The sequence below is a fragment of the Aquamicrobium zhengzhouense genome, assembly GCF_016124105.1.
In the GTDB taxonomy this organism is placed as follows: Bacteria; Pseudomonadota; Alphaproteobacteria; order Rhizobiales; family Rhizobiaceae; genus Aerobium; species Aerobium zhengzhouense.
Genome location: NZ_JADGMQ010000011.1, coordinates 91708 through 117728 on the forward strand (window position 1 = coordinate 91708; position 26021 = coordinate 117728).

At 60.3% G+C, this 26021-nt stretch carries 24 protein-coding genes; 13 read left to right on the plus strand and 11 right to left on the minus strand.

The features are described 5' to 3' along the window. Positions 1-15: 15 nt before the first annotated feature. Positions 16-627 carry a heme ABC exporter ATP-binding protein CcmA gene (gene ccmA / locus IOD40_RS14625; RefSeq protein ID WP_198477428.1) on the minus strand — a complete coding sequence of 204 codons (612 nt, stop codon included), beginning with the start codon at positions 625-627 and terminating at the stop codon, positions 16-18. Positions 628-907: 280 nt separating this feature from the next. On the opposite strand from ccmA, the gene acnA reads away from it, so the two are divergent. After that, on the plus strand, positions 908-3598 hold the full coding sequence (gene acnA / locus IOD40_RS14630) for an aconitate hydratase AcnA (RefSeq protein ID WP_198477429.1): 2691 nt from the start codon (positions 908-910) through the stop codon (positions 3596-3598). Positions 3599-3818: 220 nt separating this feature from the next. On the opposite strand, the gene IOD40_RS14635 is transcribed toward acnA, so the two are convergent. After that, a complete protein-coding gene (locus tag IOD40_RS14635) occupies positions 3819-4670 on the minus strand; it encodes a C40 family peptidase (RefSeq protein ID WP_198477472.1) in 852 nt (283 codons plus the stop codon). A 5-nt stretch (positions 4671-4675) separates the two neighbouring features. Beyond that, entirely contained in the window at positions 4676-5026 is a 351-nt protein-coding gene (locus tag IOD40_RS14640) for a MarR family transcriptional regulator (protein WP_198477471.1), read from the minus strand. A gap of 128 nt (positions 5027-5154) precedes the next feature. Here IOD40_RS14640 and IOD40_RS14645 point away from each other — a divergent pair, with 128 nt between their 5' ends. From IOD40_RS14645 to IOD40_RS14665, 5 genes are all read left to right on the plus strand, one after another. Next, a complete protein-coding gene (locus IOD40_RS14645) occupies positions 5155-5412 on the plus strand; it encodes a helix-turn-helix domain-containing protein (protein WP_198477430.1) in 258 nt (85 codons plus the stop codon). Then, positions 5409-7103: a SulP family inorganic anion transporter gene (locus tag IOD40_RS14650; RefSeq protein ID WP_198477431.1), complete on the plus strand. Its 1695-nt coding sequence runs from the start codon at positions 5409-5411 to the stop codon at positions 7101-7103. The genes IOD40_RS14645 and IOD40_RS14650 overlap by 4 nt, the downstream gene beginning before the upstream one ends. Before the next feature lie 78 nt (positions 7104-7181). Next, positions 7182-8327 carry a PQQ-dependent sugar dehydrogenase gene (locus IOD40_RS14655; RefSeq protein ID WP_198477432.1) on the plus strand — a complete coding sequence of 382 codons (1146 nt, stop codon included), beginning with the start codon at positions 7182-7184 and terminating at the stop codon, positions 8325-8327. A gap of 219 nt (positions 8328-8546) precedes the next feature. Next, entirely contained in the window at positions 8547-10724 is a 2178-nt protein-coding gene (locus IOD40_RS14660; protein ID WP_198477433.1) for a transglycosylase domain-containing protein, read from the plus strand. 63 nt (positions 10725-10787) lie between these two features. Then, a complete protein-coding gene (locus tag IOD40_RS14665) occupies positions 10788-11537 on the plus strand; it encodes an SDR family NAD(P)-dependent oxidoreductase (RefSeq protein ID WP_198477434.1) in 750 nt (249 codons plus the stop codon). A gap of 3 nt (positions 11538-11540) precedes the next feature. Here the strand turns inward: IOD40_RS14665 and IOD40_RS14670 are convergent, their stop codons facing one another. Further along, entirely contained in the window at positions 11541-11990 is a 450-nt protein-coding gene (locus IOD40_RS14670) for a host attachment family protein (RefSeq protein WP_198477435.1), read from the minus strand. Positions 11991-12185: 195 nt separating this feature from the next. Between IOD40_RS14670 and cysG the strand changes: the two genes are divergently transcribed. The 6 genes from cysG (at position 12186) to rpsU (ending at position 17389) form a co-directional block, all read left to right on the plus strand. After that, complete coding sequence (cysG, locus tag IOD40_RS14675) at positions 12186-13646, plus strand: siroheme synthase CysG (RefSeq protein ID WP_233714005.1); 1461 nt, start codon at positions 12186-12188, stop codon at positions 13644-13646. Then, positions 13643-13951 carry a DUF2849 domain-containing protein gene (locus tag IOD40_RS14680; RefSeq protein ID WP_198477436.1) on the plus strand — a complete coding sequence of 103 codons (309 nt, stop codon included), beginning with the start codon at positions 13643-13645 and terminating at the stop codon, positions 13949-13951. The genes cysG and IOD40_RS14680 overlap by 4 nt, the downstream gene beginning before the upstream one ends. 18 nt (positions 13952-13969) lie before the next feature. Continuing rightward, the gene (locus IOD40_RS14685; RefSeq protein ID WP_198477437.1) at positions 13970-15640 is read left to right on the plus strand and encodes a nitrite/sulfite reductase; all 1671 of its coding nucleotides are present in this window, start codon (positions 13970-13972) and stop codon (positions 15638-15640) included. Then, on the plus strand, positions 15615-16370 hold the full coding sequence (locus tag IOD40_RS14690) for a phosphoadenylyl-sulfate reductase (RefSeq protein ID WP_198477438.1): 756 nt from the start codon (positions 15615-15617) through the stop codon (positions 16368-16370). Before IOD40_RS14685 ends, IOD40_RS14690 begins: the two co-directional genes overlap by 26 nt. Next, complete coding sequence (locus IOD40_RS14695; protein WP_198477439.1) at positions 16367-16900, plus strand: DUF934 domain-containing protein; 534 nt, start codon at positions 16367-16369, stop codon at positions 16898-16900. The genes IOD40_RS14690 and IOD40_RS14695 overlap by 4 nt, the downstream gene beginning before the upstream one ends. A 207-nt stretch (positions 16901-17107) precedes the next feature. Further along, the gene (rpsU, locus tag IOD40_RS14700) at positions 17108-17389 is read left to right on the plus strand and encodes a 30S ribosomal protein S21 (protein WP_198477440.1); all 282 of its coding nucleotides are present in this window, start codon (positions 17108-17110) and stop codon (positions 17387-17389) included. 59 nt (positions 17390-17448) lie between these two features. Here rpsU and IOD40_RS14705 read toward each other — a convergent pair whose 3' ends face one another. The 5 genes from IOD40_RS14705 to IOD40_RS14725 all read right to left on the minus strand — a co-directional run bounded on the left by IOD40_RS14705 (position 17449) and on the right by IOD40_RS14725 (position 22147). Further along, positions 17449-17649 (minus strand): hypothetical protein, encoded by a 201-nt coding sequence (locus IOD40_RS14705; protein ID WP_233714006.1) that lies wholly within the window; start codon positions 17647-17649, stop codon positions 17449-17451. 195 nt (positions 17650-17844) lie between these two features. Next, positions 17845-18303 (minus strand): Rieske (2Fe-2S) protein, encoded by a 459-nt coding sequence (locus tag IOD40_RS14710; RefSeq protein WP_233714007.1) that lies wholly within the window; start codon positions 18301-18303, stop codon positions 17845-17847. Continuing rightward, entirely contained in the window at positions 18300-19406 is a 1107-nt protein-coding gene (locus tag IOD40_RS14715) for an amidohydrolase family protein (RefSeq protein WP_198477441.1), read from the minus strand. The genes IOD40_RS14710 and IOD40_RS14715 overlap by 4 nt, the downstream gene beginning before the upstream one ends. Positions 19407-19408: 2 nt before the next feature. Beyond that, positions 19409-20461: an amidohydrolase family protein gene (locus tag IOD40_RS14720; protein WP_233714008.1), complete on the minus strand. Its 1053-nt coding sequence runs from the start codon at positions 20459-20461 to the stop codon at positions 19409-19411. 60 nt (positions 20462-20521) lie between these two features. After that, the gene (locus IOD40_RS14725; RefSeq protein ID WP_198477443.1) at positions 20522-22147 is read right to left on the minus strand and encodes a GMC family oxidoreductase; all 1626 of its coding nucleotides are present in this window, start codon (positions 22145-22147) and stop codon (positions 20522-20524) included. 275 nt (positions 22148-22422) lie between these two features. On the opposite strand from IOD40_RS14725, the gene IOD40_RS14730 reads away from it, so the two are divergent. Continuing rightward, on the plus strand, positions 22423-24009 hold the full coding sequence (locus IOD40_RS14730) for an ABC transporter substrate-binding protein (protein WP_198477444.1): 1587 nt from the start codon (positions 22423-22425) through the stop codon (positions 24007-24009). 96 nt (positions 24010-24105) lie between these two features. Here IOD40_RS14730 and IOD40_RS14735 read toward each other — a convergent pair whose 3' ends face one another. Together IOD40_RS14735 and IOD40_RS14740 are read right to left on the minus strand one after the other, a co-directional pair. Continuing rightward, positions 24106-25017: an ABC transporter permease gene (locus tag IOD40_RS14735; RefSeq protein WP_198477445.1), complete on the minus strand. Its 912-nt coding sequence runs from the start codon at positions 25015-25017 to the stop codon at positions 24106-24108. After that, the gene (locus tag IOD40_RS14740) at positions 25014-25970 is read right to left on the minus strand and encodes an ABC transporter permease (protein WP_325099743.1); all 957 of its coding nucleotides are present in this window, start codon (positions 25968-25970) and stop codon (positions 25014-25016) included. The genes IOD40_RS14735 and IOD40_RS14740 overlap by 4 nt, the downstream gene beginning before the upstream one ends. Positions 25971-26021: the final 51 nt, after the last annotated feature.

Genomic DNA, 26021 nt, shown 5'->3' on the forward strand with positions numbered 1-26021 from the left:
CTCGAAGGTCCCCGCTTACCGCTGTCCCGTCATTGTCAGATGCTGCACACCTTCCAGTCCGAGCGGGATATGGGTCGCTGCGACAATGATGCCGCCATCATCCAGGTGCGCGCGCATCAGCGCGGCGAATTGAGTTTCGGAAGCCTTGTCGAGCCCGGCCGTCGGTTCATCGAGCAGCCAGATCGGGCGATAGCTGACAAGAAGCTTGGCAATGGAGATACGGCGTTTTTGACCCGTAGACAGATAGCCATAGGGAAGGCTTGCCACCTCAGGCAGGCCCACCATCTCGATCGCCTCGTCGATCCCCAGATGGGTCGAGCCATGAAATTCCTGCCAGAATTTCAGGTTCTCCTCGACGGACAGCGCTGTCTTCATGGCATTGCCGTGGCCAAGATAGTGGGAGGCGGCTGCGACCGACGGAAATTCTTCCGCGTCGGCTGCCTCGAAGCGAATCGCGCCCGATGAAGCGGGGAGCAGGCCAGCAACGATTCGCAGGAGCGTTGACTTGCCCGAGCCGTTTGCGCCGGTGACGATCAGCCCCTCACCGGGTTCAACCTGGAAATTGATATCATCGAAAACCGGCTCCCCACCGCGCTCTCCGCCCAGTTTCTCGGCAATTAGCCGCATCGTCGACCCGCTTTCCTTGAAAAACTCGCGAAATCCCCCGCAGGGGATAAATCAGCCCAAACGCACTGGAATCATTTTAAGAACTTCTCTATATCCGGGGCAACCGTGCCAGCGGTCGGCACGGAAACTTATTTGCGCCGAACCAGCGCGCGCGCCGCCTTGAACGGCCGGGTCGCATGGGAGCGGACAGCGGAAATGACCGTACCCGCACCTTTGCGCGTGTTAGCATGCCACAGGCGTCCGTTACCCGATCGGCAAACGACGTTTTTGAGGATCGCACGTGTCCAATTCACTCGACAGCTTCAATTGCCGCCGCACGCTTACCGTGGGCAGCAAGGAGTATACCTATTTCAACCTGATCGAAGCCGAGAAGAACGGCCTGGATGGCGTCAGCCGTCTGCCCTTCTCCATGAAGGTTCTGCTTGAGAACCTGCTTCGCAACGAAGATGGGCGCACCGTCACCAAGGATGCGATTGCCGCTGTTGCCGCCTGGCTGGTCGACAAGGGCACCGCAGGTGTCGAAATCGCGTACCGCCCGGCACGCGTTCTGATGCAGGACTTCACCGGCGTTCCGGCCGTTGTTGACCTTGCTGCAATGCGTGACGGCATCGCCGCTCTCGGCGGTGACCCGCAGAAGATCAACCCGCTGGTCCCGGTTGACCTCGTCATCGACCACTCGGTGATCGTTGACGAATTCGGTACACCGCTGTCCTTCGCCCGCAACGTGGAACTGGAATATGAGCGCAACGAAGAGCGCTACAAGTTCCTCAAGTGGGGCCAGCAGGCGTTCCGCAACTTCCGCGTTGTTCCGCCCGGCACCGGCATCTGCCACCAGGTGAACCTTGAATATCTCGGCCAGGTCGTCTGGACCAATGACGAGAGCGGCGAGACCGTTGCCTACCCGGACACCTGCGTCGGCACCGACTCGCACACCACCATGATCAACGGCCTTGGCGTTCTCGGCTGGGGCGTCGGCGGCATCGAGGCAGAAGCGGCCATGCTCGGCCAGCCGGTTTCCATGCTGCTGCCGGAAGTCATCGGCTTCCGCCTGACCGGCAAGCTCAAGGAAGGCGTCACCGCGACCGACCTCGTGCTCACCGTCACCCAGATGCTGCGCAAAAAGGGCGTTGTCGGCAAGTTCGTCGAGTTCTTCGGCGAAGGCCTGTCGAACATGACGCTGGCTGACCGCGCGACCATCGCCAATATGGGCCCGGAATATGGTGCAACCTGTGGTTTCTTCCCGGTCGACAAGGAAACCATCCGCTACCTGACCACGTCGAGCCGTTCGGACGAGCGCATTGCACTCGTCGAAGCCTATTCGAAGGCACAGGGCATGTGGCGCGACGAAAGCACCGCAGACCCGGTCTTCACCGACACGCTCGAGCTCGACATGGGCACAGTCGTTCCGTCGATGGCTGGCCCGAAGCGTCCGGAAGGCCGCGCTCCGCTAGACGACATCGCCAAGAACTTCGCCGTTGCGCTTGAAGCGGAGTACAAGAAGACCGTCGACCTCGCAAAGCGTTACGCTGTCGAGGGCGAAGCGTTCGACCTTGGGCATGGCGACGTTGCCATTGCTGCGATCACCTCGTGCACCAACACGTCGAACCCCTCGGTTCTGATCGCTGCCGGCCTTGTGGCGCGCAATGCCAACCGCCTTGGCCTGAAGCAGAAGCCATGGGTCAAAACCTCGCTCGCACCTGGTTCACAGGTCGTTGCCGAGTACCTCGAGAAGGCCGGCCTTCAGAAGGAACTCGACCAGATCGGCTTCAACCTCGTCGGCTTCGGCTGCACCACCTGCATCGGCAACTCCGGTCCGCTCCCGGCTCCGATCTCGAAGACGATCAACGAGAAGGGTCTCATCGCTGCGGCCGTCCTCTCGGGCAACCGCAACTTCGAGGGCCGCGTGTCTCCGGACGTCCAGGCCAACTACCTTGCTTCGCCGCCGCTCGTCGTTGCCTATGCGCTTGCAGGCACCGTCACCAAGGATCTGACCACCGAGCCGCTCGGCGAAGGTGCAGACGGTCAGCCGGTGTACCTGAAGGACATCTGGCCGACGGCACAGGAGATCAACGAGTTCATCGAGCAGTACGTCACCCGCGAAATCTTCGCGAGCAAGTACGCTGACGTCTTCAAGGGCGACGAGAACTGGCAGGCTGTTCAGGCTCCGGCAGGCGAGACCTATGCGTGGGACGACAAGTCGACCTACGTGCAGAACCCGCCTTACTTCGTGGGCATGAGCTCGCAGGCATCTGCAGTCGCTCCGATCAAGGGCGCACGCATCCTCGGGCTCTTCGGCGACAAGATCACCACCGACCACATTTCCCCGGCCGGTTCGATCAAGGCTGCATCGCCGGCGGGCAAGTACCTCACCGACAATGGCGTTGCTGTCGTCGACTTCAACCAGTACGGCACGCGTCGTGGCAACCACGAAGTGATGATGCGCGGCACCTTCGCCAACATCCGCATCCGCAACCACATGCTGGGCGAAAACGGCAAGGAAGGTGGCTACACCATCCACTACCCGTCCAAGGAAGAGCTTTCGATCTACGACGCAGCGATGCGTTACAAGGCCGAGGACGTTCCGCTGGTCATCTTCGCTGGCGTCGAGTACGGCAACGGCTCCTCACGTGACTGGGCTGCCAAGGGCACCAACCTTCTCGGCGTTCGCGCCGTGATCGCGCAGTCCTTCGAGCGTATCCACCGCTCCAATCTCGTCGGCATGGGCGTCATCCCGTTCACCCTCGAAGAGGGCACGAGCTGGGCATCGCTCGGCCTCAAGGGCGACGAGACGGTCGAGATCGAAGGCATCGAGGACATCAAGCCGCGTCAGAAGATGGTGGCCAAGGTCACCTACGCTGATGGCAACGTGCTTGAAGTGCCGGTCCTGTGCCGCATCGATACGCTGGACGAGCTCGACTACTACAAGAGCGGCGGCATCCTGCAGTACGTCCTGCGCGGCCTGGCTGCCTAAGCCACTTCGCGAAAAGCGATCCAAAACGATCCCTCTCCGGGCAACCGGGGAGGGATTTTTCGTTGTAGGGATGCGGTGCTCAAGCGCCCCCTCCACCACCTGCGGTGGTCCCCCTCCCCCTGAACAGGGGAGGATCAGAGCGTCGAGCGCTACATCTCAAGGGGATCCTCCCCCATCCATGGAGGAGGTGGCGCAAAGCGACGGAGGGGGCGGCGGGAAGTTAGGGCCGGCGAAACCCTGTCGGTCTTTCGTAGATGTAGGCAATGCGGTCGACGGCCTGCCGCAGGGGTTCCCTGGCGACTGTCATCGTGTGGCCGTTGGCGTGAATAATCGTTTCCGCATCGACCATGATCGCGACGTGGCCTTTCCAGAAGACGAGGTCGCCGCGTTGCAGACCAGCAAGGTCGGTGCCGATTGCGAGCGGCTTGCCGATGGTTGTTGCCTGCATGTCCGTGTCGCGCAGGACGGTTTGACCCGACATGCGCATCGAAAGCTGGACCAGGCCGGAGCAATCAATGCCGAAGGCGCTGGCGCCGCCCCAGAGATAGGGCGTGTGTTCAAGTGTTTCCGCCACAGAAACATAATCCGACACGGTGTCACCGATCGGGCGCAGATGCGAGGCAACGAGAGCTTCGCCAGAAGCCAGAAGCGCGTAGCTTAGACCGCGCGTCTCGGCGGTCCCCACCACCTTAAGACGGCTTCCGAGCGAATAGGCAGTCTTGGCCGCCGTCTTCATGTCGGCTTCGCGATAGGAGAAGGTGCGCGGGACGGCAATGACGTGGGTGGCATCGTCTGGCTCAGCGCTGAGCCAGGAGCCCAACGCATAGCCGACATAGCCATCGCGCTCAGCCTTCAGCCAGGCGTAACCTTCAGCTTCTTCGAATACCGTCACGCGCTCGCCAAAGAGAAGCTGGGTGTCCTGTCCGGCATCGCTGCGCGGGGCGCTCCTCACGTCGAGAACGGGTGCGATTACCTGCATTTCACGCCCCTCGACATATCGCGCTGCTTCCACCTTTCCCTTTAGGCGGATGTCCGCAAGATCAGGCCTGTACGCGTTCAGCCGTCGGTCCATATTGGTCAAATTGGCAGCTCCGAAGCCTTGTCGATGATGACGTCGCCGATGCGCTCAACATAAAGCGCCCCTTCGACGGTACGACGAATCAGAACGTTGCGCTTGTCTTTCTCGTCACGGTGTCGCGAAACAAGCTTCATTGCTCCCATCGTGTCCAGAGCGCGCGTGATCACAGCTTTGCTCACATTGAGTTTTTCAGCCAGCGCGCGGACCGTGTGCGGCGGTGGATCGAGATAGATGGTGAGGAGGATCGCCATCTGCCTTGTGGTCAGATCGTAGAAATCATCCCTCACCTCCGCCAGCATCACCTGCTGCCAGAGCCGCAGCGACTGGCTGGGGCGCATCTCGATAGGCATGCCATTACGTAACGTCAATTCGTTTCGGTTCCGTTTCCAACGCGACCGCAGAGCAGTCGGGCCACTTTACATTCAGAACGCTCATTCTTATGTTTAGAACATCATAAACGAGGTTCAGGACGTTTGTTTTGATCACTTCCACCCAAATGCGAGCGGCCCGCGCGCTGGCGCAGATCGACCAGAAGGCACTGGCGGAAATGGCTGGCGTCTCCTTGCCGACCATCCAGCGCATGGAGGCCAGCGACGGCGTGGTGCGTGCCAATGTCGACACGCTGATGAAGGTGATTGATGCGCTCGAACGCGCGGGAATCGTTCTGATCGGCGAAAACCAGACCAGCGAAGCCGCCGGCCGCGGCGTTAGATTGAGGGAGCCTTCCTTAAAATGAAGCATGACAGTCGCGCAGCACATCTCGCACCTGCCGCGAGCTTTCGCGACCTGTTCACCCCGAAACTCGTGACGGTGCTTCGCGAGGGGTATGGGCTGACGAATTTGCGCGCCGACGCCATCTCCGGCCTCACCGTCGCAATCGTGGCACTGCCTCTGTCGATGGCGATTGCCATCGCCTCGGGCGTTTCGCCGGACCGGGGGCTCTACACCGCGATCGTCGGCGGCTTTCTGGTCTCACTTCTTGGCGGAAGCCGCTTTCAGATCGGCGGCCCGGCGGGGGCATTCATCGTCCTGATCGCAGCCAGCGTTCAACGCCATGGCCTTGATGGAATGCTGCTCGCAACCTTCATGGCCGGCGTCATCATGCTCGCCATCGGCTTCCTGCGACTTGGCACATTCATCAAATTCATCCCCTACCCGGTGACCATCGGCTTCACTGCCGGAATTGGCATCATCATCCTGTCGAGCCAGTTGCGCGACCTGTTCGGCCTGACGCTTTCGGGGCCGGAACCCGCCGAGTTCCTTCCCAAGATGCAGGCGCTGGTCAGCGCTGCAAATACCGTCACGCCCGCAGCCGTCGGCATTGCGATCGCCACGATTGGGATCATCCTTGGATTGCGTCGTTGGAAACCAAGCTGGCCGGGCCTGCTGATCGCCGTTGTCGCGACATCGGTCGCCGTTCCGCTGTTCGGCCTTGGCGTCGAAACGATCGGCTCCCGCTTTGGCGGGATCCCCCGCACGCTGCCGGCCCCTCACCTTCCGGAATTCTCCATCGCGAAGATGCAGGCGGTGCTGCCGGATGCGATTGCGTTTGCACTGCTCGGTGCCATCGAGTCACTTCTTTCGGCGGTTGTCGCGGATGGAATGAGTGGCAGACGCCACCGCTCCAATTGCGAACTGGTGGCGCAGGGCGTCGCCAATATGGGGTCGGCGATGTTCGGCGGTGTGCCGGTTACCGGGACCATCGCCCGCACCGCAACCAATGTCCGCGCCGGTGCGCATGGGCCGGTCTCCGGCATCCTGCACGCCGCTTTCCTGCTTGGCTTCATGCTGATTGCAGCGCCCCTAGCGGCACATATCCCGCTTGCAGCCCTCGCCGGGGTTCTGGTGGTGGTTTCCATCAACATGATCGAACGCGAAGCAATCAAGGCGCTGGTGTCGTCGTCATGGGGCGACGCCGTCGTTCTTGGGGTGACCTTCTTGCTGGTGGTCTTCCGCGACCTGACCGAGGGTATCGTCGTCGGTTTTGTCCTTGGCGCGCTGCTGTTCATTCATCGCATGTCTACGGCAATTTCTATCGATGCCGACCAGCCCGACAGCGCCAATAGACGCAAGAAGCCCTATGATCCGCATGATGCCGACGACCCTGAGACGGTGATCTACCGGATTTCCGGCGCGTTTTTCTTCGGCACAGCCTCGATGGTCAGCTCTGTGCTCGACAGGATCGCCGATCAGCGCAAGAACTTCATAATCGACTTCAGCAACGCGCCGATGATCGATTCCACAGCTGCAAATGTCGTGGAAGGGGCGGCTCGCAAGGCCCACAAGGCTGAAGTTCGCATCCTGATTACCGGCGCCTCGCCGCAGATCCGGCGGATGCTGGTCGCCAATGGCGTGCACCATCCGCTCGTCGAGTTCTTCCCCTCAATCGAGGATGCCTTGGCCGAAGTGCATCACGCGCCGGGATAAACATTGCGTGAAAGGCGGATCGGAAGCCAGAATGCGGGCTTAGGCTAGATGAGCGTTACCCGCATGAAAGGAAGTCTGATGCGTCGATCCATTCTCAAGGCCGGTGTTTCTCTAGCGATGATCCTGGCAGGAGGTGCTGCCTCCGCCAAGGAGGTCACCTTCGACACGGAAAATGGCTCCATACGGGTCACCACCCTTGCCGAAGGCCTGGAACATCCTTGGGCAATGGCGTTCTTGCCGGACGGGGACATGCTCGTGACGGAACGACCCGGCCGCCTGCGGATCGTCTCTTCGGAAGGCGAGGTTTCAGAGCCGATCTCCGGAACGCCCGAAGTGGATGCGCGTGGACAAGGTGGACTCCTGGATGTCGCGCTCGATCCGGACTTCGCGGAAAATCGGCTTATCTATATGAGCTTTGCGGAAGCGGGAGATGGCGGAAACAGCACCGCCGTCGCACGCGGCCGTTTGAACGAGGATCGCACGGCGCTCGAAAATCTCGAGGTCATCTTCTCACAGAAACCCAAGGTGGACAGCAAGGCCCACTACGGTTCGCGACTGGTGTTCGACAATGATGGGCACCTGTTCATCACGATGGGTGAGCGCAGCGCGCGACAATTTCGCGGCCACGCCCAGGATCTGACGACCCATCTCGGCACCATCGCGCGAATTCTTCCGGATGGCAGTGTGCCCGAAGACAACCCGTTCGTTGGCCGCGACGATGCGCTCCCTGAAATCTACGCCTATGGCATCCGCAATTCCCAGGCTGCGGCGCTCCATCCTCAAACGGGGGAACTTTGGGCGATCGAGCACGGACCGCGGGGCGGCGATGAGCTCAACATCATCAGGCCGGGTGAAAATTATGGCTGGCCGGTCGTTACCTTCGGGCGTGAATATATCGGCCTGACCATTGGCGACGGAATCACATCTGCGCCCGGCATGGTGGATCCGATTTATCAATGGACGCCGGTGATCGCGCCCTCCGGGATGATCTTCTATGACGGTGATGCCTTCCCCGATTGGCAGGGCAACCTTTTTGTGGGCGGCCTCGCCTCCACAGCTCTGGTGCGACTGGAACTCGATGGGGAAAAGGTCACGCATGAGGAGCGTATGCTTGAGGATCTGAGCCTTCGGATCCGCGATGTCGAGCACGGCCCCGATGGGGCGATCTATGTGGCGACCGACGAGGACAACGGGGCGGTTTTGAAGATCACGCCCGCCGACTGAACTCCCATCCCAAAAAGCAATGAACCCCGCCACTCCTAAGGGATCAGCGAGGTTCGTTGCCTGAGAATTCGGGTTTTACTCAGATCGGTTACGTTTAGTCAACAGTCTGTCAACAAACGTCGAACAATGTATGCAAATGTAAGCTTAACCACCCTTTAAAACGCCCTCATTAAGCTGCATTGCGACCGACTCGTGGGTCGCAATTGGATACCGGGGCGGATGGCCAACCGTAAAAAACCTGCACGAATCGAGCCGCGCTTCGACGCGTTCAGTTCCGAACAGCCGCGAGACGGCTTCTTCGTAAGTGAAGAAGACCGCGTGGTGCCGGCAACTCGCAAGCCCAAGACCAAGACAGGTGCCAAGTCTCGTGAGAGAAAGCCTGGCAGCGCGCCACGCAAGGGCCGCCGGAACCAAAAGCGTCGTGGCTTTTTCGGATTTGTGCGCGGGGCGGTCTATTGGTCTATGGTACTGTGCCTCTGGGCCGGGATCGCGGGGATCGGCATCGTTGCCTATATCGGCGCGAAAATGCCGGCCGCAACCACCTGGTCCATCCCGGACCGTCCGCCAAACGTGCGCATCATCGACATGAACGGTCAACTTGTCGCCAATCGTGGCATGACCGGTGGCGAGGCGGTTGGCCTTCACGAAATGTCGCCTTTCATCCCGCAGGCGGTGATGGCCATCGAGGACCGGCGTTTTTATTCGCACTTCGGCGTCGACCCGATCGGTCTTGGCCGCGCTGTTATCTCGAACATTGTCGATCGCCGCGTCAGCCAGGGCGGCTCGACACTGACCCAGCAGCTGGCGAAGAACCTCTTCCTCAAGCCCGAGCGGACCATCGAACGCAAGGTGCAGGAAGTGCTGATGGCCTTCTGGCTGGAGCGAACCTACACCAAAGACCAGATCATGGAGATGTATCTGAACCGCGTCTATTTCGGTTCAGGCTCTTATGGTGTTGAAGCGGCATCGCGGCGCTATTTCGGTAAATCCGCACGCGATGTCTCGCTCTCGGAAGCTGCGCTTCTCGCGGGTCTTCTCAAGGCACCTTCAAGACTTTCCCCTGCCCGCGATCCCAAGGCGGCGGAAAACAGAGCGCGTCTCGTTCTGGCCGCCATGCGCGAGGAAAACATGATCGGCGAGGCGGAGCTTGCACTCGCCCTCAAGGCTCCTGCGGTGCGCGCGCCAGCCTTCTGGACCGGTTCCGAGCACTACGTTGCGGACCGCATCATGGAAGAGCTGCCGCAATTGATCGGTGAGGTGCGCAACGACCTCATCGTGGAGACCACGGTCGACCTGGTCCTGCAGACCTATGCCGAGAGCGCGATCCGCAATGTGATCGACAAGAATGGCAAGAAGCACAATGTCAGCCAGGGCGCTCTCGTCTCAATCGATGCCAGCGGCGCCGTGCGGGCGATGGTCGGTGGCTATGACTACGCGACCAGCCAGTTCGACCGGGCCTCGGAAGCGCGCCGCCAGCCGGGCTCGGCGTTCAAACCGTTCGTCTATATGGCTGCGCTGGAAAGCGGGTATTTCCCCGACACGATCGTCAATGACGCGCCCGTCAAGATCGGCAAATGGGCGCCAAGAAACTACAACGACAAATATTATGGCCAGATCCCGCTTTCGACTGCCCTTGCGCGCTCGGTCAATTCGGTTGCCGTTCAACTAACCCAGCAGGTCGGCCCCGCGGCGATTGTCGAGGCCGCATGGCGCATGGGCATCCAGTCGGATCTCGAGCCCAATCTGTCGCTTGGGCTTGGGACCTCGGAAGTGACCCCGCTTGAGCTAACCGCAGCTTTCGTCCCCTTCGCCAATGGCGGGTTCAGACCGGAGTTACATTTCGTACGCCGGGTCACCACCGCCAAGGGCGAAGTGCTGTATCAGCACAGACCATCCACTGGCCCGCGTGTCGCGCGTGCCGAAATCATCGGCATGATGAATTCCATGATGGCTGGCGCGGTGCGCGAAGGCACGGCGCGCCGTGCCGCCTTCGGCTGGCCGGCAGCGGGCAAGACCGGAACTTCGCAAAATTCCCGTGATGCCTGGTTCGTCGGCTACACCGCCAACCTGACCACTGGCGTCTGGATGGGCAATGATGACGGCAGCGCGACCAAGGGGCTGACCGGCGGCCAGCTTCCAGCGGAGACGTGGCACGAATTCATGACCGCAGCACATGAAGGCGTCCCGGTCGCGCAATTGCCGGGAAGCTGGAGCGGCAGGGTCCTAAACGACATAGAAGGCATTCTCAGGCAGACCGGAAATTCCGGTTCACCTCAACGGGACACCGCCACACAGACCGGCGGAGTTGCCCGTCCGGTGCCACCTGGAAATGTTGGCGAGCCGGCTGCACAAGGTGGGCGCGTCGGGTCGATCATGGACATCATCGTTGGCAACTGACCTTTTGCCGCTCTCGCCTTCCATCCCAGCCTCGGCTACATAGCGTGGCGGGAGAACGTATAGATGGCTGAAGATACACGCAGGAAAACGTTGGTTCTGACAGGCGCAAGCCGGGGGATCGGCCACGCTACCGTCAAGCGTTTCTCGCATGAGGGTTGGCGCGTGATCACCTGCTCACGCCAGCCCTTCGCCGAAAATTGCCCGTGGCCGTCCGGGCCGGAGGACCACATCAAGGTGGATCTGTCCGATCCGGAAGATGTAGGCGCCGCCGTTGCGGAGATCCGTCACCGGCTGATCGCCGATGGTGGCGCGCTCGATGCGCTGGTCAACAACGCCGCCATTTCGCCCAAGCTGGAGGGTGGCAAGCGAATGAACTCCATCGAGACGCCGATGCATGTCTGGCGCGACGTCTTTCAGGTGAACTTCTTTGCCCCGATCATGCTGGCGCGCGGTCTGTTTCGCGAACTCGCTGCCGCCAAGGGCTCGGTGGTGAACGTTTCATCGATTGCCGGCGGACGCGTGCATCCATTTGCTGGAACCGCCTACGCGACCTCGAAAGCCGCGCTCGGCTCGCTGACACGAGAGATGGCTGCAGACTTTGGCCCGCATGGCATCCGCGTCAACGCCATCGCGCCTGGAGAAATCGACACATCCATCCTGTCACCCGGCACGGAGAAGATCGTCGAGACGATCCCGCTTCGCCGGCTCGGCGGAACCAGCGAAGTTGCGGACATCATCTACTTCCTGTGCTCTCAGCAAGCCTCTTACGTGACCGGCTCCGAGATCCACATCAATGGCGGCCAGCACGTCTGACGATCAATCCTCGGTCAGAAGCTTCTCTATATCCTCGATGGTGTGATTGGTCAGGGTTTTCGGGACTTCTCCGATGACCCTGTCTGCCACCGCCTTGTGCATTTCCTTGCGCATCTCGCCGAGCACCAATGGTGGCGCAACGATGACGATCTTGTCGAAGTCGCCGCGGTGAGCGGATTTGTAGAGCCGCTCGACAACATGCTTGGCGAACCGCTCCTTGCCGATACGCTGCCAGTCCGTTTCTTCCAGCGCGCTGCGGTGTGGGCTCGCGCCTGAATTGAAGCGCCCGGGCTGATCAACTCCCTGCTCACGCGTCGGCGGATTGTCTTCTGCCATCTCGCGGAAGACCTGCAAATTCGGATGTCGCACATCGCCCTCGTTGCGCAGGAACAGCGCTTTTTCTCCGTCGGCGACAACAACCCACGCGTCGTGATCCAGGCGAATTTCGGACATGATCGGCTCCTTTGTGCTTGAAAACTCCTGAGACCAACGCTGCCAAGCCAATGGATGTTCCGCAGTCGTTTTTCATAAGCGCCGGCACTCCTTTTCCGTCGCGGGGCTCAATTTAAGAAAAGCGATTTCCCCAATCAGGAAGTTGCGCGAGGCGATACCTTCAGAAAATCTTGCCCAAGGGCGAGTATTTTCCTCATGCGTACTCGCCCTTCCCAATCCCTGCCGGAAACTGAACGGCTCAATACCTTCCCGATCTTCCTTCGGGTCGAGGGAAAAATTGTGGTGATCATCGGCGAAGGCGATGAAGCGCTCGCGAAGGCCCGACTTATCGGTCAGAGCTCAGCGTTGATCCGCATTGTGGCCGAAAAACCTGCCGCTGATTTGCATGCCTGGGTAGCCGAGAATGGCGCAGAACTAATATGCGAAGCATACCGGCCTGCACATCTGGCCGATGCCGTTCTGGTCTTTGCCGCAACCGGCAGCGCCGAACTTGATGCGGAAATCATCGCTGACGCACGCGCGCAGAAGATCTCCGCCAACGCGGTCGATCGTCCCGCACTCTGCGACTTCCTCACCCCCGCCCTCATCAACCGTGCACCGGTGGCGATTGCCATTGGCACCGAAGGCGCAGGTCCCGTTCTTTCTCAGATTATCCGCTCGCGCATCGATCGCATCCTCCCGCCCGCCCTCGGCGCGCTGGCGCGTCTGGCCGCTTCCTGGCGTGATGCTGTCGAGCGGCTGGTACCCAAAGGTGCTGCGCGCCGCGACTTCTGGACGTCGTTCTTCGAAGGCGCGCCGGCGCGCGCCGTCGCAGCTGCAGACTTCGATGCTGCCAACGCTGCGACCGAGCAGCTGCTGGCGGGTAGGCCCATGACTGGGCATGTCGCTCTGGTCGGCGCGGGTCCTGGGTCGGCGGACCTCATCACGCTTCGGGCCCATCGCCTTTTGATGGAAGCCGACGTCATCGTGCATGACGCGCTGGTGCCGGAGGCCGTGGTCTCACTTGGAAGGCGCGATGCGGAACGTGTCTTCGCGGGGAAGCGAAAGGGCTGCCATTCAAAAAGCCAATGCGAGATCAACGCGCTGCTCGTTGCACTTGGCCGCCAGGGCAAGCGGGTCGTGCGCCTCAAATCTGGCGACCCGCTGGTTTTTGGCCGCGCCGGCGAGGAAATGGCCGCCTTGCGGGAGGCAGGGATATCTTACGAGATCGTCCCCGGCGTCACCGCTGCATTTTCTGCAGCTGCGGATTTCAACCTGCCGCTGACATTGCGCGGCGTTTCATCGTCGCTCGTCTTCACCACCGGACATGACCTTAAAGGTGCTGCCCTCCCCGATTGGGCCAAGCTCGCGATCGAGGGCGCTACGGTTGCTGTCTATATGGGCCGCTCCAACGCAGCCGAGGTTTCTCGCAATCTTGCAGCCGCAGGACTTTCGCCAGACACGGCCGTCGCCATTGTGGAAAACTCCAGCCTGCCGAACCGTCGGCTTTTCCATGGCTCGCTCGCCGATCTGGCTGGCCTCCAGGACCGCGAAGATCTCGCCGGACCCGTCATGACGATCATAGGGGATGCGGTCGCAGGCGCTGACTTTCGCCATTCGACGCCGCTTACTCAGCGCACCAACACTGAAACACGACTTGAAAGGACGATGCGATGAAAGTTCTGACCGCCAACCGTCTGACCAATGGTGAAGCTGTGTGGCTTGCCGGGGATCATTCCTGGGCCGTTACGCTTCAAGCCGCGGAAGTCGCGCTTGATGAAGCCACCGAAGAAAAGCTCGCTCGCGCCGGCACGGCCGCACTCCTCAAGAACGAAGTAGTCGACGTCGCTCTGATCGATGTCGAACTGGATAGTGGTGCCCTGCGCCCCGTTCGACTTCGCGAGCGCATTCGTGCCGCTGGCCCGACCAACCGACGCGATCTCGGCAAGCAGGCCGAACTTCAGATCGCAGTAGCAGCCTGAGGCGACGGGAAGACCAGCATGTACCGCTATGACGAGTTCGACCAGGGTTTCGTAAAAGCACGTGTTACGGAGTTTCGCGATCAGGTCGAGCGTCGCCTCGCGGGCGAAATCACCGAGGACCAGTTCAAGCCGCTCAGGCTGATGAACGGCGTCTATCTCCAGCTGCACGCCTACATGCTTCGCGTCGCCATCCCCTACGGCACTCTCAACAGCACCCAACTTAAGATGCTGGCTCATATCGCGCGCACTTACGACAAGGGATATGGCCACTTCACCACACGCCAGAACGTTCAGTTCAACTGGCCGGCTTTATCGGACATTCCGGCGATTCTTGATGAACTGGCCAGCGTCGAGATGCATGCCTTGCAGACGTCAGGAAACTGCATCCGCAACGTGACCGCCGACCATTTTGCCGGCGCAGCCGCCGATGAAATTGCCGACCCGCGCCCTTATGCCGAGATTTTGCGGCAATGGTCCTCCGTGCATCCGGAGTTTTCCTATCTGCCGCGCAAGTTCAAGATCGCGGTGACAGGGGCGGAGCGCGACCGGGCGGCAATCCAGACGCACGACATCGGCCTCCACCTCAAGCGTAGCGCCGCAGGGGAACTGGGCTTTGCCGTCTATGTAGGGGGCGGTCAGGGCCGCACGCCGATGATCGCCAAGAAGATCCGCGACTTCCTTCCGGAGCAGCATCTTCTGGCGTATGCGACTGCGATCTTGCGTGTTTATAACCTCTACGGGCGTCGCGACAACAAGTACAAGGCACGCATCAAGATCCTCGTCCACGAAACCGGGACCGAAGAGCTGACGGGTTGGATTGAGAAGGAATTCGAGGCGCTCAAGGATGGTGAACTGACACTGCCCGATGCAGACGTCCAGGCCATCAAAGCCTATTTCGCCCCGCCCAATCTGCCCTCGCGACCCGATGGCGATGCGCTCTTGCGCGAGGCACAGGCCGATGATCGAAATTTTGGTGCCTGGCTGAGACGGAACGTCACCACACACCGCAATCCGGAATATGCCGCCATCACCATCGCCCTCAAAGGCACCGGAGAGGCACCCGGCGACGCAACCGCCGAGCAGATGGATGCCATCGCACAAATTGCCGAAGAATATGGTGCCAACGAGATCCGCGTCAGCCACGAGCAGAACCTGATCCTGCCACATGTGGCACGCGCAGACCTGAAGGCTGTTTATGATCGGCTGGTTGAGTTCGACCTTCACGCAGCCAATGCGGGGCTCATTACCGACATCATCTCTTGCCCCGGCCTCGATTATTGCGCGCTGGCAACAGCCCGCTCAATCTCGGTGGCACAGGACATCTCGCACCGTTTTGCCTCGCTTGAGCGCCAGGAAGCGGTCGGCGAACTCAAGCTCAAGATCTCCGGTTGCATCAATGCATGCGGGCACCACCATGTCGGCCATATCGGCATATTGGGTGTCGAGAAGAAGGGTTCAGAGCTTTATCAGGTCACGCTCGGCGGGTCGGCGGATGAAAACACCTCCATCGGCGAAATCGTCGGACGCGGCTTCAGCGCGGAGGAGATCGGACCAGCAATCGAGACGATCGTCGAAACCTACATTTCGTGGCGCGAGAGCCCTGAAGAGACCTTTCTGCAGGCCTATCGCCGCCTCGGCGCAGCGCCATTCAAGGAGGCCCTTTATGGTGCTGACGCAAAGGCTGCCTGACCTTCCGGCCACCGCGTCGAATTTGGATGAGAGGCTCGGAGCGGGAACGCCACAGGAAATCATCACCGCGACGCTGGAAATGTTCGCGGAAGGCCAGGTCGCGACCGTGTCGTCTTTCGGAGCAAATTCCGCAGTGTTGCTGCATATGATCGCCCAGATCGATCGCAGCCTTCCGGTGGTTTTCCTCGATACAGGCAAGCATTTCGAGGAAACTCTCCGCTATCGTGACGAACTCGTCGCCGATCTTGGTCTCACCAACGTCCACATCGTCAGACCCGACGATCAACGACTGGCGCTGGCCGATCCTGACGGAACTCTTCACAAGGTTGACGTCGAGGCCTGCTGCGCCGTGCGCAAGGTAGAGCCGATGGCCCGCGGCGTTGCGCCGTACAGCGCCTGGTTCACCGGGCGCAAGCGGTTTCAGGCGGGAACGCGCGCATCAATGCCGGTCTTCGAAATCGTCGAAACCCGGCTTCGCGTCAATCCGCTCGCCCATTGGGATGCCGACATGCTGGCCGACTATGCGCAGCGACATGGTCTGCGGGAAAATCCCCTGGTTGCTTTCGGCTATCGCTCAATCGGCTGTTTCCCCTGCACCCGACCGTCGCAACCGGGCGAGGATCCGCGCGCCGGACGCTGGGCGGGACAGGCAAAGACAGAATGCGGGATCCATCTAGGCGGCTTGAGCAACTCCCTGGCCGCAAAAAACTTTCGGGACAGGAACAGATGAGCGATGCAGCGGAGACGTCACGGCGTCTTTGGACCGAACATGGTTTCACCGACGATCTGTGGATCCGGGCAGAGGGCGTAGACGCACTTGCCGGCAATCGCGGCGTGATCTTGCCGCTGGAAACGTATCTTGCGCTTGATGAAGAGGTCCGGGCCGCAAATGCGGGCCGACTCAGTGTTCATTTGGAGCCAGGCGATCAACTTGACGCGATAGTGACCCATCTTTCCTCGCTGCCCCTGATCTCTCTCGGCTTTCCCGCTTTTACCGACGGCCGAAGCTATTCGAAGGCGCAGCTTCTGCGCAGCCGGTATCGATATGGCGGGATCGTGCGCGCCTCGGGCGACGTCCTCCTTGATCAGCTGGAATTGATGCTGCGCAGCGGCTTTTCCGAGTTCGAGATCCGCAACGAGACCGCACTCCAGCGGTTGACCCAAGGCAGAGCTCCGAGCCTTGGGCGCTATTATCAGCCGGCCGAGCGTGCTGAGACGGAAAATGCCGGATTTTCCTGGCGCAGGGTGCCGTTAAACTGAGGTTTTGCCGCTTCAAGGGTTGCATCCTTAGCCAGCGGGTTTATATCCACATTATCCACGACGCCGTCGGGACCGAACCTCTATTTTCGCTCCGACTTCATTCTCATGACCAGGCGTCATTCACTGGTCCGCAGATGTGCGGTCCTATCCATGTCCTCCATGTCAGATGAACATGCCGGGCGAACCCGTACTTGTCAGGATTTGATTTTGCAGGTCATCGTACGAGATAACAATGTTGATCAGGCGCTGCGCGCGCTGAAGAAGAAGTTGCAGCGTGAAGGTGTCTTCCGCGAAATGAAGGCACGTCGCTCTTATGAGAAGCCGTCGGAAAAGCGTGTCCGCGAAAAGGCTGAAGCCGTTCGTCGCGCCCGTAAGCTGGCCCGCAAGCAGGCTCAGCGTGAAGGTCTTCTGCCTGCGCCGAAGCGTAAGGCACCTATGCGCCCTGCCCGTCCGGCAGTTGTTGCACCTTCGGCTGCAAACGCAGCCTGATCAATTCTGGCGACCGGACGCATCGAGGTGTACCCGGTCAGCCATCGCTCTTTTGTGAGTTAATCGCGGTTATTCCGGGCTGCGATCTCCGCGAGATCCAGACGCGCAAGCAAGTTGCGTATATTATCCGGCGTATCTGCCGATGGCCTGAAATCCTGATATCGGGCAAGGAAACGGCGGTTTACATCCGCACCAAGCTCCCTACGGATCATCTCAGGCAACCCCCCCTTGCCGCTGGTCATTGCGTTAGTCTGGGTCATTTATCCATTCCGTAGTTGCAGTGCGAAATGCCTCAGCATTGTGAATGGTTCCGAAGACAATTTCTTCGCCACCATCAAACCGCCCGCAAGGTAAAGTTTTACTTAAATCCGGATCAACTTGCGCCGAGACTGCGCTTGGATAGATAGACCGGGCCGCAAGGCAGCCCGGTCTGGTCCCGATCATGCGCGCCCAAGCTAAAGCTCAAGCACGACATATTCCTCATCAACCGAGATCTTGTAGACCTCTGTCTGATACGGCCCCTCAACAAGCCGCTTGCCCTGTTCGACCGCCACATCAAAGCTCTTCACGCGGGTACGGGCCGGGTCGCACCATGACTTTCCAGTGCGCAGGTCAAACTCCCAGCCATGCCAAGGGCAGCGCACCAGCTCGCCGTGCCGGCTGAGCTTGACGACGCCCGGATCGTCCGACTCGATCAGCGGGACGACGTTGCCCTTGCAAAGATCGGCACCTTCATGCGGGCATCGATTGGCAATTGCGAGGAACTCACCCTTGACGTTGAAGATCGCAATGTCGCGACCCTCAACATGAACCAGCTTCGACTTGCCTTCGGCAATCTCATCCACACGCGCTACAACGTGGCGCGCAGGCTCGCGCTTTGGTCGCCCGGTTGCGGTCATCTGCACGGCGCTCATTTCTCGAGCCCGAACAGCTTGATCGCATTGTCACGGAAGATCGCGCTCTTCTCGGCCGGGGTGAGCGGAACCTTGAAGGCATAACGCGGATCGTCGAAGTCCCAATGCGGGTAATCGGTCGAGAACATCAGGCGATCCGGACCGATCCAGCGCAGGATGTCGAGCAGGTGCGTGTTCTTCTCCGGCTCTTCAATCGGCTGGGTGGTGTACCAGAAGTTCTCAGCCGCATATTCCGACGGCTTGCGTTTGACGTGCGGAACCTCGCTGCGCATGCGTTTCCATTCGCGATCCATGCGCCAGAACAGCGACGGGAGCCACGAAAAACCGCCTTCGACGAGCACAATCTTGAGCTTCGGGAACTGCTCAAACACACCCTCCATGATCATGCTGCTCATGACCGTCTGAAGGCTGTTCGACGCGGCGAAATGTTCTTCAAGATAGAAGGACGACCAGCCGGAAGGCGTGTTCGGCCGGTAGCCGAAAGCGCTGGTGTGGAGACCGATCGGCAGCCCATAATGCTCGGCTGCTTCATAAATCGGCCAGTAGCGGCGACGACCTGCCGGTTCGATGGTACGCGGCGGCATTGCGATCTGGACGAAACGGCGGTCGGTGACGCGCTTGTCGATCTCGGCCACCGCGTCCTTGGCATCTTCCTGCGGAATGCAGATTGAGGCGCGCAGGCGCGGTTCTGGACCGGCGAACTTGTCAATCTGCCAGTCGTTGAGCGCGCTGCATAGCGCGGCACCGAGCTCCATGTTGAACGCGACGCTGCCCGCTGCCAGCGGCTGCAGGATGCCATAGTCGATATTGCACTGCTCAAGAAGCTGTTCGCGCAAAAAGTCGAGGTCGGAGGCAGGCGGTCCACCCGCCGGCGGCCAGGAATCGCGACGCATGCCATTGCCCGGCGTCAGCCGCGGATAGGGCAAGGTCCCCAGGAGCGGGTTCGCGGTCCGGATGGCGTATTCGCGGATATGCTGCTTCCAGCGCTCCGGCAGATAATCGCTGAGCTGGTCGGGCCGGCTGAATGCCGGGTGAACGTCACAATCGACGACGCCAAGCGTTTCCGCCTTGTCGTCAGTGCGTTCGAGTACGGACGTTTCCATGGTCAGCCTCCAAGTCTGGGATAGGTGGCAAGAACGTTATCGCGAAGAAGCTTGCTTACCGCGGCTTCGGGGAAGCCCTCCGGCAACACGTCGAGACCCTCGAAATTCCAATGCGGATAATCCGAGGAGAACAGCAGCATATCGTCGCTCAGCATATGGTCGAGCGCCTTGGCGACGTCCGCCGGATCGTCTGGTCCATCGAACGGCTGCGAGGTGACACGAACATGGCGTCGGATGATTTCTGCCGGTGCATCCTTGACCCACGGAACTTCAATACGCGCGCCACGCCAGTCTTTCGACATGCGCCACATCAAAGGTGGAACCCAGGTGACACCCGACTCGATCGCGATCGCCTTGAGACCCGGATATTTGGTGAAGACACCTTCCGAGATCAGGCTTGCGATCTGGGTCGCAAAGCCCTGCGTATGCGCGATGTGATCCTCAATCAGGAAGGAATGGAAACCGCTGTGGCTTGGCGAGTTGCGATAGTTCGACCCCGCATGGATGCCAAGCTGAAGCCCGTGCTTTTCTGCCGCTTCGTAGATCGGCCAATACACTCTGCGTCCGAGCGGCAGCTCTGTCGCCGACAGCGTCAGGATCTGCACGAAGCGCTTGTCACCCGCCAGACGCTCGATCTCTTCAACCGCCGCTTCGACGTTCTGGAACGGGACCAGCATCGACGCGCGCAGGCGCGGATCGCGATCCAGCCATTTGTCGATCAGCCAGTCATTGGTGGCGCGGCAGATCGCGGCAGAAAGATAAGGATCAAATAGTGCGTGTGCACCTGACACCACGTTGAGGATGGCGTGATCCAGCTTCAGCGGGTCAAGCAGGTTCCGCTGCATCGCCTCTAGCGGGTCGCCGCTCGTCTTCCAGTCCGGGCGCATATAGGGAAGCGTACGCTCTGGAAAAGCGTTCAACTCGAGGATGTCGACCTCTCGCGTGACGACGATCTCTTTCCAGTAGTCGTCAAGATAGGGATAGAGGTCGTCGCGACGCGGTGATGGAGGATGGACGTCGCAGTCGATCGCCCCGGTGGTGTCAAATCTGGACATTCTTGTATGCATCTCGTGTGTGTTTAACGTATGAAATAATTTAGGTTCAGATTCGGCTCCTCATGCAGCCTTCGCCTCCATCGCTTCCTCTTGAATGAAATCTGATGCCTTTTCGGCAATCATCACCGTTGCCGCCTGGGTGTTGCCCGAGACAATCACCGGCATGACCGACGCGTCAGCAACGCGCAGTCCTGACAGGCCGTGAACACGCAGCCGATCATCGACGACGGCCATATGATCGCGGCCCATCTTGCAGGTGCCGACGGGATGGAAGGTCGTGTAGACGCTCTCGCGCGCATAGGCGATCAGCTCGTCACGCGACTGAACCTTCTGTGTCGGCGTGATCTCGTCTGGCTCGAAGCGGGCCATTGCCGCTCCGCCGGCGATCTTTCTCACCAACTCTACCGAGCGAATGGCAATTTCGATCTCGGATTCGTGCTTGAGATAATTGTGCAGGATCTTCGGCTGCCGGGCCGGATCCGAAGATGCAATGTGGCTGTGGCCGCGGCTCTCAGGTCGCAAGATGCAAACCGAAGACGTGATGCCGGGAAACTTGTCCGGCTCGCCGCCGAAGGTCGATGAGGTCGCACCGGAAACGTGGATCTGAATGTCCGGCGCCGGTGCATGCGGATCTGTCTTGGCGAAGACGCCAAGAAGGGTCGGCGAACCGCCAAGCGGACCCTTGCGCGTTGCAAGATAGCTGGCGCCAAGCATCATCCTGCGCAGCGGCGAGCTGACATGGTCGTTCAGCGTCCGCGTGTTCTTCAGCTTGTGCTGAACCTTGATATGCCAGTGATCCTGGAGATTTTCTCCAACGCCCGGAAGCTCGTGATGCGTCTCGATGCCGAGCGCCGACAGGGTTTCGTGCGCCCCCACGCCCGAGCGCTCCAGGATGGCCGGGGAGCCGTAAACGCCAGCTGCCAGAATGATCTCGGCCGAGGCGGAGACGTCCACCTCCCGCTCGCCCAGCCGGAATTTCACCCCGGTTGCGCGCGTTCCGTCGAAGATAACGCGATCAACCAGCGCCCCGGTAACGATGTCCAAATTGCGTCGATTGCGCACGGGATCAAGAAAGGCGCGCGCGGTGGAGTGGCGGCGTCCCTTGCGGATCGTCGCGACAAACCAAGCCACACCTTCATTGTCTCCGGAATTGTAATCTTCATTGGCCGGAATGCCGAGATCGATCGCAGCTTGGCGGTAGGCCTGCAGCGCTTCCCAACGGACCTTCGGGTCAAGCACGGACCACTCGCCGTCATTGCCATGCGCCTGGGCCGGGCGGTGAAACGCCTCCGAGCGACGGAAATAGGGCAGAACGCTTTCCCAGGACCAGCCGCGGTTCCCCAGCTGCGCCCATTGATCGTAATCATAGGCGTGGCCCCGTACATAAATCAGCCCGTTAATGCTGGAACTGCCCCCCAGCATCTTGCCCCGCGGCAGCGCAAGCGAGCGGCCATTCAGGTAGGGTTCCGGTTCGCTCTTGTAGCACCAATCAAAGCGGGGCCGGCCAAGCATGTATGCAACACCAAGCGGCATGTCGACGTAAAAGCCGCGCCCGCTGCCGCCGCCCTCAATGAGAAGAACTTCGTTTTTGGGGTCCGCCGAGAGCCTGTTGGCCAGAACACAGCCCGCGGTGCCACCGCCCACAATGATGTAGGTGTAGGGGCGAGAGCGCTCAAAAATGCTCATGAATCAAAATTCCTCCTCCGCTCGGCTCGCCGGTCCCTCCTTTGCCTCAGCACCTGAGGCGACCCGCTTTCATGCCGCTTCGAGCTACTGCATCCTCACATGCAGCCCGCCACGGGGGAAGCTCGCACCGACAACTTAACGTAATAATGTATACATTGAAACGCCCTTGTTATAGGCTCCACATGTGCGGAGGCTGCGGTCCGGGGGGAGTCTGGACACGTCCGCTGCACTGTTCCGTCTCACGGGCTTCATATGCTTATCTGGGAGGTGTTTAGATGAGCGATATTCGGGACGCCGGTGCGTCCTTTACCCATTTCAATATCAGCCGCCGCGCTCTGCTCGGTGCAGGTGCCGCAATTGGCGCGTCGATGATGCTGCCCGCGGCGGCGCATGCTCAGGCATCCGAGCCTGTTTCCGGCGGCACCTTGCGTATCGCAATGCCGTTCAATCCGGCGGCGCTCGACCCGATTACCGGTCGCAACATCCCGGACTTCAATGCACTTTACGCGCTGTTCGATGCGCTGGTCGGCTATGATCCGGACACGCTTGAACTTGAGCCGATGCTGGCAAAGGACTGGACCTTCGCCGACGGTACGACGCTCGTGCTCAACCTTGTTGAGGGGGTTGAATTCCACGACGGAACCCCGCTCGATGCCGAAGCAGTCAAGTTCAACCTTGAGCGTTCGATGACGCATCCGCGGTCCAACGTGCAGTCTGACCTGGCCTCTGTCGAAAGCGTTGAGGTCAGCGGTCCGCATCAGGTAACGCTGCGTCTCAAGCATGAGAACTACTCGCTTCCGACGATCCTGACCGGACGTGCCGGCTGCATGGTCTCTCCGGCATCGATCCAGGCAGCAGAAGAAGGCAATGTCGATCGCGCACCGGTTGGAACGGGACCGTTCAAGTTCATCGAATGGCGGGACAATGACCTGATCAGGGTCGAGAAGAACCCGAAATACTGGCAGGCGGGCCTGCCCTATCTCGATGGCATCGATTTCAGGATCATCAACGAACTGAACACCGGCGCACGCACGGTCGGCGCTGGCGAATCTGATCTGGCCCTGAACCTCGCAGCGCAGCAGATCGCTACCAACCAGCGCAACAGCGATCTGGTCGCCGAGGCCAAGCCCTCGATGATCTTTTTCTCCCTGATGCTCAACTTCGCCAAGGCGCCACTTGATGATGTGCGTGTGCGTCAGGCCATGAACTACGCCATCAACCGTGACGAGTTGAACAAGGTGCTGATGCTGGGCCTTGGTGAGCCGACGTCGACCATGTTCCCTTCAGATTTCTGGGCGGTGAACAAGGATACGGCCCATTACTACCAGCATGATCCGGAGAAGGCGAAAGCACTTCTTGCCGAGGCGGGACATCCGGACGGCGTCGAAATCGAAGCGTGGAGCTGGCCGGACCAGACCTCGATCCAACGCATCGAACTCGTCGGCAATCAGCTGGAACAGGTTGGCATCCGGCTGAAGATCAACCCCTCCCCGCCGCAGGTGGTGAACCAGCATTTCTACATTGAAGGCCAGGGCTCCCTGATCCTGAACCCGCAAGGTGGCTGGCTTGATCCGAGCCAGACCTACGACCGTCTGTTCGGCGCTGCCGGCCAGTTCAATGCGGGCAAGGTCGAAGATCCGAAGTTCCGCGAACTGCTCGACGCTACCGGCAAGTCACCAGATCTTAAGGAGCGTCAGGAAGCCTTCGCCGCCTTGCAGAATTTTGTTGTCGAGCAAGCGCTGCATGTGCCGCTATACACATCTTCGGCAATGTCGGTCCGCACCAAGAAGGTTCAGGATTTCCGCTATGACCGGCTGCACTCACCGCGTTTCCACCGGGTGTGGTTGAGCAACGACGCCTGAGAATAAGCATCACGCAAAGAAAAAGCCCGGTTCGAAGCCGGGCTTTTTTGGTTGGTGCAGCGGGGCAGAAGCTGCCCCATTGACGATGCTTGCAGATCAGTTCTTCTTGACCGTCGGATCGAGCAGCACGCGGATCGATTCACCCAATGTGTTGAAGGCGAGCGCGGTGAAAAGGATCGCGAAGCCTGGTGCATACATCTGCTCAGGTGCCACCTCCACATAGTGGTAGGCGCGTGCAAGCATTCCGCCCCAGCTCGATTCTGGCGGCTGCACACCAAGCGAAAGGAAGCTCAAGCCAGCTTCCGCCAGCAGCGCGACCGCCAGCATCAGCGTGATCTCGACGATGACCGGCTGGATTGCGTTGGGGATGATGTGACGAATGATCAGGTGAAGCCGCGATGCGCCAAAACCTGTTGCCGCTTCGACATAGAGTGCGTTCTTCACCACCAGCGTCTGTGCACGCATCGTGCGTGCGAGCACGGGCGCGAAGGCAAAGCCCACCGCGATCATCGCATTGGTCAGGCCGATGCCCAGCGCTCCTGTCACCGCAACGGCGAGAACGATCGGCGGGAACGCCAGCACGCCGTCAATGATGCGGCTGCCGGCTTCATCGACCCAACCGCCGACGAAACCGATGAATACGCCCATCGGCACGCCGATGATGACGCCGATGCCCACCGCAAGACCAGCCGCGTACAATGCATTGTAAGAGCCGTGCATGAGACGGCTCAGCGTGTCGCGGCCAAGATCGTCCGTTCCAAGCCAATGCTCGGTGCTGGGCGGCGCCAGCATGTTCATCAGGTCCTGCTGGTTCGGTGCGTATGGTGCGATGAACGGAGCAAGCACCGCCGCCGCGACAAGCACCGCAATATAAGCAAGACTGACCATTGCGCGCTTGTCCGACCACATCCAGCGCCAGAAGCTGAAACGCGTGGGCGGAGGAAGACCGGAGGCGGCGGCAGTTGCCGGATTGGGCGTGTTCATGGAGGTCACAGTGCTATCAGTCATGTCGTAGCCGCCACTCTCGGATCGAAGATCGAATTGAGGACGTCCACCAGCAGGTTTGTCAGAATGACAACCAGGACGAGGACGAGCGCGACGCCCTGAACGACAGGGAAGTCCTTGTTAAGTGCAGAATAGCTGATGAGGTTGCCAACGCCGGGGATGGCAAACACCGCCTCGACGATGACCGCGCTCGAGAACAGGCGGTTCACCTGAAGGCCTGCAATGGTCAGCATGGTGGCTGCAACGTTGCGCAGTCCGTGCTTCCAGAGGATGGCTCCCGAGCTCAGGCCCTTTGCACGAAGCGTTCGGATATATTGCGAACCGAGAACCTCAAGCAGAGCGCTTCGCACCTGGCGAGCCAGCACGGCCACCACGCCAGTCGACAGCGCTATGGCTGGCAAAGTCGCGAAATACAGCGCCTTTACAGGATCCTCGAAGAAGGAGGTCGCTCCCGTCGCCGGGAACCAGCGATAATTCAGCGAGAACATGGTGACAAGGATGATACCCAGCCAGAAGTTGGGGATGGCGACACCCAGCGACGCGACGCTGGTGATGACCTTGTCCAGCGTTGTGCCCTGGCGGGTAGCTGCCAGAATGCCGAGCGGAACGCCGATCAGGGCACCGACGATCAGCGCGTAGACGACGAGAAGGATGGTATGGGGCAGACGCGCGAGGATGAGCGTCAGCACGGACTCGTTTGAAAACAGCGAGCGCCCCAGATCACCGATGGCAACATTGCCCAGCCAGGCGAAATATTGCACCAGCATAGGCCGGTCAAAGCCATAGATACGGCGGATTTCTTCTACGCGCTCTTCCGTCGCATAGTCGCCAGCGATGGTCACCGCCGGATCGCCGGGCATCAGGTAGACAAGGGAAAAGACCACGAAAGTGGCCACGATCATGACCGGCACGAGCTGAATAAGCCTTCGTGCGATCATCCCGGGTATGCCGTTCATCATCCTGCTCCGTCGATCGGCAGTTTTGCAACTCGAAGAGCCCTTCGAGCG